Annotated in this window: 3 protein-coding genes; 1 reads left to right on the top strand and 2 read right to left on the bottom strand. The window is 56.3% G+C overall.

Going from position 1 to position 7,574, the window contains the following annotated elements; translation table 11 throughout:
- Together DBR30_RS12090 and DBR30_RS12085 are read right to left on the bottom strand one after the other, a co-directional pair.
- Nucleotides 1-3,241 (bottom strand): ATP-binding protein (locus DBR30_RS12090; protein WP_375135848.1); only part of this gene is annotated, 3,241 nt, incomplete at its 3' end.
- Between the two features lie 268 nt (nucleotides 3,242-3,509).
- Nucleotides 3,510-7,208: a UvrD-helicase domain-containing protein gene (locus DBR30_RS12085; RefSeq protein ID WP_258224417.1), complete on the bottom strand. Its 3,699-nt coding sequence runs from the start codon at nucleotides 7,206-7,208 to the stop codon at nucleotides 3,510-3,512.
- Between DBR30_RS12085 and DBR30_RS21380 the strand changes: the two genes are divergently transcribed.
- Nucleotides 7,152-7,574 (top strand): hypothetical protein (locus tag DBR30_RS21380; protein WP_219927569.1); only part of this gene is annotated, 423 nt, incomplete at its 3' end. The two genes, DBR30_RS12085 and DBR30_RS21380, sit on opposite strands and share 57 nt — an antisense overlap.

Raw genomic sequence — 7,574 nt, 5'->3', positions numbered from 1 at the left:
TATCGAGGGGGCTCAACCGGGCGCCGAGCCGTGCCATGGTGGCCTGCAAGGCGGTATCGCTACCCAGCCACCACCATTCGCTGCCCGCCAGTGCGGGTGGTTCCCACAGTCCATTGAGCAGCGGGATACTGAAGCGGAAACAGGCCCCTTCACCGAGCTGGCTCTTGACCGTCAGGGTGCCGCCCATCTTCTTCACCAGCTGATCACAGATGGCCAGGCCCAGACCGGTGCCACCAAAGCGGCGATTGATATCGGATTCCACCTGCTCGAACGGGGTAAAGAGCAGCGCTTGCTTCTCTTCGGCGATGCCGATGCCGGTATCCGTCACCGCGATAACCAGCTGGTGGTCGTGATAGCTGACCCGGATCGAAATGGCGCCCTGCTCGGTGAACTTCACCGCGTTGTTGAGCAGATTGGAGACCACCTGGCCCACTCTGACCGGATCGATATCGGCCAGGTCGGGGAGTTGATCCTCCCACTGGAGCGTGACCTTCAGCCCCTTGCTGTAGGCCAGTGCGGCATGGCCGCGGATCACATCGCACACCACAGGTTGCAGACGGCAGGATTGGCGATTGAGGTGCAGCTGACCCGCCTCGATTTTGGAAAAGTCGAGGATATCGTTGACCAGATAGAGCAGGTGGTTGGCCGAGCTCTCCACATTGCGCAGCAGATAGCGCTGGTCATCATTGAGCTCGCTCATGCGCAGCAGCTCCAGCATGCCGTGCATGCCCGAGATGGGCGTTCTCAGCTCATGACTCATGGTGGCCAAAAAGCGGCTGCGCGCCTGCATCGCCAGCTCGGCCGCAGCGCGCGCCTCGCGCAGATCATGCTCCTGTTGCTTGATGGCGGTGATGTCCTGCACCACGCCGTTGAGCAGGCGATCATTACCCTGTTGCGTCACAAAGTTGCCGCGGATCTGGATATAGCGCGCCCCCTGAGCAGAGGGCACCAGCACCTCCATATCGAGCGGCTCAAGGGTTTGCGCGTGTTTGGCCACCTCATCGACAAAGGCTGCCAGTGCCTCGTCGTTCAAGCCGAAGATCACGCCACCAGACTCGGCTGCCATCAACTCTTGGTGGGTCATCCCGAGAATGTCGCTGGCTCCTTGGGACAGATAGAGGAAGCTCCCCTTGCCAGCTCCTTGCCAGAGATATTGATAGACCAGACCCGGCATGCTGTCGGTGATATCCCGCAGTCTGCCCTCCACTTCACGCACCTTGTTTTCGGCGGCCTTGAGGGCACTGACATCGGTCAATACCGTCAGCACTCCCTGAATCTCGCCGTCTGCTGCACGGTAGGGCAGTTTGATGTAGACCACATGAAGGGACACATCCCCCCCGCGCTGGGTATAACCGGACCCCTCGAAGATCTCGCCGGTTTCCCAGACTGCACGTTCCTCGCGCAGCATCTGTTGCCGCTCGTCCCCGGTCATATAACCCCAGCCATCGCCGTCTGATCCGTCACCGATAAACAGCTCGCGGTATGCCCGGTTGCAGAGGGTCAGGCGATGATCGCGATCCCGCAGCGCCACCATATTGGGCAGGGAATCGAGCAGGGTCTGGATAAACACCAACTGCTCATTGAGCGTCTTCTCGGCCCGTTGACGCTGCACGATCTCCCGTTTCAGGGTGCGGTTCCAGGCCCAGAACAGGGTAAACAGCAGGGTGGCAGCTGCGCCGCTCATTACGAACCAGAACAGCACTGTTTCGTTATTGATGCCGGTCTGCACGCTCATGGAGAGCCAGCGTCTCTCCACTTTATTGAGCTCCTCCGGCGGTATCGAATAGAGCACCTTGGTAAGGATCCGCTGCAGCATGGGATCTTTGCGCGTGGCCATGGCGACCGGTAGGCGCAAGTCTTTGCCGGCATAGACCACCTGATAGCGTTCGCTCACCCGCTTGTTGATGGATGGCAGGGTGACCATCACGTAGTCGGCATCGCCCGTGTCCAGCAGCTCCAACAAGCGGTTGTCATTGTTGACCTCTACCGGATGGGCGCCGATGTGGGTCAGTAGATCTTTATCAAGCGAGCCATGCACCATGCCGACCCGTTTCCCTCGCAGCAGTGAGAGATCGGTGATATCGGCACTGCGTTTGGGGGCAATGACTACCCGATCGACAAACAGATAGCCGGGGGTGAACAGCGCAAACTGGCCGCGGTCGTGGTTGGGGGAGATGGCCGGAATAAAATCGATCTGCCGCAACTTCAGCAGGTTCTGGGTTTCCCCCCAGCTATTGGTGCGAACCAGAGAGAACTTTAGCCCGGAGACTTGCTGCATCAGCGCCATCAGGTCCGCCACATAACCGACCAGCCTGCCCCGGTAATTGAATTCGCTCATGGAGGTCCAGTCCGGAGAGACGCCGTAAGTCAGCTCAGGATGCTGGTTGAGCCACTCCTGCTCCTCAGGGGTAAACTGCACAGACTTCACCGCTCCTGAGTCCGCATGTTGGCTAGTCGTGGTAGCTGCCAGCATATGACGACGATCTTCAACCGGTATCTCGTTGAATGCCTTGCTCACCAGGCTGACCAGTGCCGGGTCGCTCTTGTGCATATTGATGGAGAGAGACGTGCCGCTTACCCACTCCGGGGTTGCAATGGTGAAGCCAGCCTTGGAGTGCTGATCTTTCACCATCACTAGTGACGGCATGTCAGCAAGATAGGCGTCAGCCATGCGCTTTTTGAGCATAAACGCTGCTTCGCTGCGACTCTCTGCCTCGGTCACACGGGAAAATCCCAGTTTTTTCAATTCACTGCAAGCATTGACTCCCGTGACACAGACCCAGTGCAAACCATGGGCATCCTGTCGTGACAACTTCGTTTTGCCATTGTTGAGCAGCACGCCGCGCGGCATGGAGAGCAAAAACGGGAGGGAGACAATATTGGATCGCCATTGTTCGCTTGGCTGGTCGTTCACCAGTATGTCGATTGTGCCGTGGCCAAGCCCGGTTAGCGCATCCACGTAGGAGGGGTAAACCTTGTAGCGCAGGGTCAACCCGAGCGTTCTGGCAATCTGCTGCGCAATGTCGGGGACTGGGCCGGTAAAGCGTTGATCTGCATCCTTATAGCTGTATGGAGGGTCACCCATCATCGGCATGCCGATGACCAGCTCCTGGTGTGATGACAGCCAGGCGCGTTCAGACAGATCAAACTCGTCTTCATTCAGACTGGTAATGGCGTGCGCCGCCACGCCCCAGAGCAGTAGCAGGAGAAACAGGAATAGACGATCACATTGGCGGAGCATCAGAAGGAATCCAACAGAATTGGGCGCATATTGTAAGTGCATTAAAATGCAGCGGCCAACATCAATTTACTCAATATTGGGTCACGACATGCCTGAGTGCTGCTGCAAGCCGGTGGCTTCGGATTGCAGCTTGAACATAAGGCCTTTGTGTCCCCCGCGCGATGAGGCGCCTGGTGTTTTTTCTGCCAAAGGTCTGGCTAAGGAGATGCGAGTAATCCGGTGCTTGTCTATCCCGGTAGCAAGGGGGATCTATTGGCGTTGTTATTGCTCACGTTAACGCAATAGGCGCGACATGATGCCGTTGTTGTGACGAGCCAGGGGGAGTGATCGACCACTCCTCACCCAGGCGTTTATAACTCCAGCTCGATAATGGGCAGTTCCCATCGTTCACTTCGAACTTGCTCCTGGTAGGCATCGTCTGTCTGTGCCTTGCTTCGCTTCGCTCAATCATGGCGATGACGTTGGCGTGCCGGATAGTTGCAAACTGATTCAGCCAGGTCTGATGAGCACTTTGGGAGAGACGAGCTACGGGTATTTGACCATGGAAAACATGCAGTTTCTGAAGCTTGTCGATATCAATACGCACTGCGTCTCCGACGTGTAATTGCCGCAGGTTCTGGTGTATCGAGTGGTTTTCATTGCTACGGCCTGCATAACCGATATCCAGTTGGCGCATACCCATGATGGCAAAACGGCGTTGCCGTACAGGGGCGGTGGCCTGGCTCGACTCGTTGTAACAACGTTCGGCAATGAGAGGAAGGTGGGGATGCCGCTGGTCAGCGCGGGACATAACCACTAACCGTTGGATTGCTCGGGTCATCGCAACATAGAAGAGTCGCCGCTCTTCCTCGATGTTGTTCGCATTGCTTTCTGCGCAGCGTTGCCATCCGCCATCAAGGATCAAAACATGGCGATACTCCTCTCCTTTAACGCCATGCACCGTGCTGAGGAGCACGCCCTTGCCAAAGCGGATCTGGCGACGCTGCTCGCTCAGATATTCGTAAAGGAACTGCAGGAAATAGTGAGCCGACAGTGCTTGCTCCCCCTGACTCTCCTGCCATTGGGTAATAAGATCGTACAGCAAGGTTTCCCAGCGGTTTGCCTGATCAGGGGGAGGGAGTGGATCAGCTAGTTGTTGCGCAGTCAGGAGTGCGTGGCCTTGTTGATGTAACCAGTTCTGGTAACGCAAGATCTCGCGACAGCGATGTATCGGGAAGCCATGCTCTCGATCCAGGGTAAATCTGCAGGGAATAGAAGCATCAGCGAGTGCTGAACGTACCCATGCCAGCTCTTCTTTATCCAACCCATTGCGAGCCAGTACTGCGATAGACTCCAGTGGGCATGTCGGATCTTTTTCACGAATCAGGGTGATGTGTCTGACGATTTCAGCGGCCTGTTGGGCAGCGTCAGTACAGGATTGGACGATGACTTTACCGCGTGCAGGCTCCAGCCCTTCCCAAGCGCCACCCGGTACCTCCATCTTGCGCCGCTCATCGATCACAATGGGGTGCGAGCTCTTCATGCGATCCCGATTGTGTTCTATCAGCTGGTTAGCCGTTTCGATGATGTGGTTTGTTGAGCGGTAGTTCCAGGTCAGGTAGTGCGTCTGGGCGTTGTAATCTTGCTCGAAGCGACGGATAAAGCTGACGTTCGCTTCGCGGAAGGCGTAGATAGACTGGTCGTCATCGCCCACTGCCATCAGGTGCAGTCGCGCTTCTTCATCCTCTTCGCTTTTTCCAACCAGTGCAGCGATCAGTTGGTACTGCTGTTCGTCAATATCCTGGTACTCGTCGACGAGCAGGAATTGCAGACCCCCCAACAGCTTTTCCCGCTGCTCTTCCAACTCTAGACCGAGCTGGCTCTGCTCTCCCCGGAGCAGCTTGATAGCGTCATCAATGATGGTGGTAAAGTCGATATCGTCGGATGTCCGGTTTTGCACCGCATTGCCTGTCAGGCTCATCGCGAGACCGTGAAAGGTGAATACCGAGACCCGTGCTCCGTCACGCCCCAGCAACTCGGTCAGGCGTCGGCGCAGGGACATCGCCGCATTATGGTTGTAACAGAGCAACATGATCCTGGATGGAGTGACTTGCTTGACGCGCATCAGGTAGGCGCAGCGGTGGATAATCACCTTGCTCTTGCCTGACCCTGGGCCTGCCAGTACCAGCAGGTTTTGTTCGGGCGGTGCCTGAACGATCTGCTCCTGGGCCCGGTTGTGAAGATCTTCGACGATGCGCTTCCAGGAGTGTTCGCTGGTTGCCAATTCCAGGACCTTGTTGCGTCCCTTGAAGTAGTGACCGAGGAACTTGTCAGCTTCCATGGAGAAGTAGTCTGTCACCAGCTTTTTGGCTTTCTTGAAGTGTTCCAGGCTGATGCGGGCGTATTCATTCATCACATGGATCTGAATCACCTTCTGGCGATAGTGATGCTCAAGAGGTTGATAGTCTGCTTTGTTGTATTGTTGTTGCCGCTCCGCTGTCAGAGTGAGGGTCATGGCGCTTCGGAACACGGCAAGGCCATTTTGCAGCACGATGGCGTGTTGTTCATGCAGGTAGAGCAGTGCCCGCTCTGCCCCTTTGAGCAACCACTCCTGCTGGCTGCTTGCCTCCCGCTTGTTCATGAGCTGAGCCACATCCATGTCTTCTCGCAGGTATTTGACCAGTTGTTCCAGGGCAAATGACAGCATCACCTGGCGCTGGACACTCTCTTCGCTGCTTGCCAACAGGGTGTAGAGAAAATCGAGGGTGGCGCCTGTGACGCGATGGCGTTGATCAATTGTCAGCTCAATCTGGGACCAGGTTCGGTTGAAGGTGAGTTGGTAGAGCTCCCGAGAGAGATATTTGACATCAATGGAGCCTTTCTCGCCCCCCGAGCGACCATCCTGGGCCCAGCTGGTCAGCAAATTGCGCAGCAAGCCAGGGTTACACCGTTCATGCCCCAGATCTTTGATGGCCTGATTGACCAGTCGAATGTTAAAGATCAGCCCTTGCCCTGTATCAGGTTCGGGTTCTTTTTCACGCAAGGTGTCCAGCATCGCCTTTTCAATACTGTGTACTTGCCCGCAGAGCACCCGGGCATTGTCTCTTCCTTTGGGGCGAAGCCAGGTAGTCAGTAACATCCCCTGAGAGAGAAGACCTACATCCGCCATCTGGGTGAGTACCCGCATCACTTCGCTGGCCTGAACACCACTTCCTTTGTCTGCCATGTATTGGCCTGCCTCTTCGGCGATGGTGTCGGCACTGAGACCATCATCGTCGGCAGCACTCATCAGCGCCTGGATAACAGCTTGCCAGATGGCTTTGGCCTTGGGAGCCAGTTTCAGACTGTCGACCCTTTTCATCGCCTCCTCGGTGGAGGCAAACAGAGGGCGCCCCTGAAATACCTGAGTTATGTTGTCATTGCGCTCCAGATAGCCAGCTCGCTCGAGCCAGGCGATCGCTGTCTTGACCTTGGTATCCGCATTGGTGTCATCGGCAGCGAAGCTGGTTTCCACCTCTGGCTGGTTGATTAGTTCTGCACTGGTTGCGACCAGTGGCGAGTTGTTCTCCTGCTTGCCTCCCTTGCTGGCCCTGAGCCTTATTCCGCGCAGGATCTGTTTGATATCGCGCAGGCTGACTTCACTCATTGCCTCGAGCTGGAACTGTTTCTCGATATCCTGTTCATCAAACAGAAGAACGCAGTGAGCTTGCTGAGTGTCGCGTCCAGCTCGTCCCGCCTCCTGCAAATAGTTCTCTAGCGAGCCGGGGATATCGGCATGGATGACCAAACGCACATCATCCTTGTCGATCCCCATCCCGAAGGCATTGGTCGCGCAGATGACCCGGATCTCGCCATTGATAAATTGTTCGAGGGTGGTTTTCTTCTGGGCACTGTCCATGCGGGCGTAAAAGCGCGAGACAGGGAGGGATTGTTGCTGACCGAGGAAATCGGCCAGCTCGTCCACGCTGCGCTTGGTTGCGCAGTAGATAACGCAGGAACCGGGCTTTGCCTCACCGAAGAACTGCTCGAGCAGGTTAAGGATATGGCCCTGTTTATTGAGACCGGGGCACTCAACGACGGCATATTCGAGGTTGGTACGTTCAACCCCGCCTTCCAGTCTGAGAAGAGGTCGGGGCTGTTTGTCGAGAAACTGGGCGCAAATATCCTCAATCACATCCGGTTTGGCGGTCGCGGTATAGCAGAAGACAGGAGGCATGGGGACCTGCTGTTCCTTGGCAATTGTGGCGATGCCCTTGGCGCAGTAGAGATAGTCAGGGCGAAAATCATGTCCCCATTTCGACAGGCAGTGCGCTTCGTCAAATACCCAGCCACCGATTTGACGTTGTCGTATTGC

It is taken from the genome of Aeromonas sp. HMWF017, from assembly GCF_003061465.1.
In the GTDB taxonomy this organism is placed as follows: Bacteria; Pseudomonadota; Gammaproteobacteria; order Enterobacterales; family Aeromonadaceae; genus Aeromonas; species Aeromonas veronii.
This window is presented reverse-complemented; position numbering and strand designations above follow the sequence as displayed.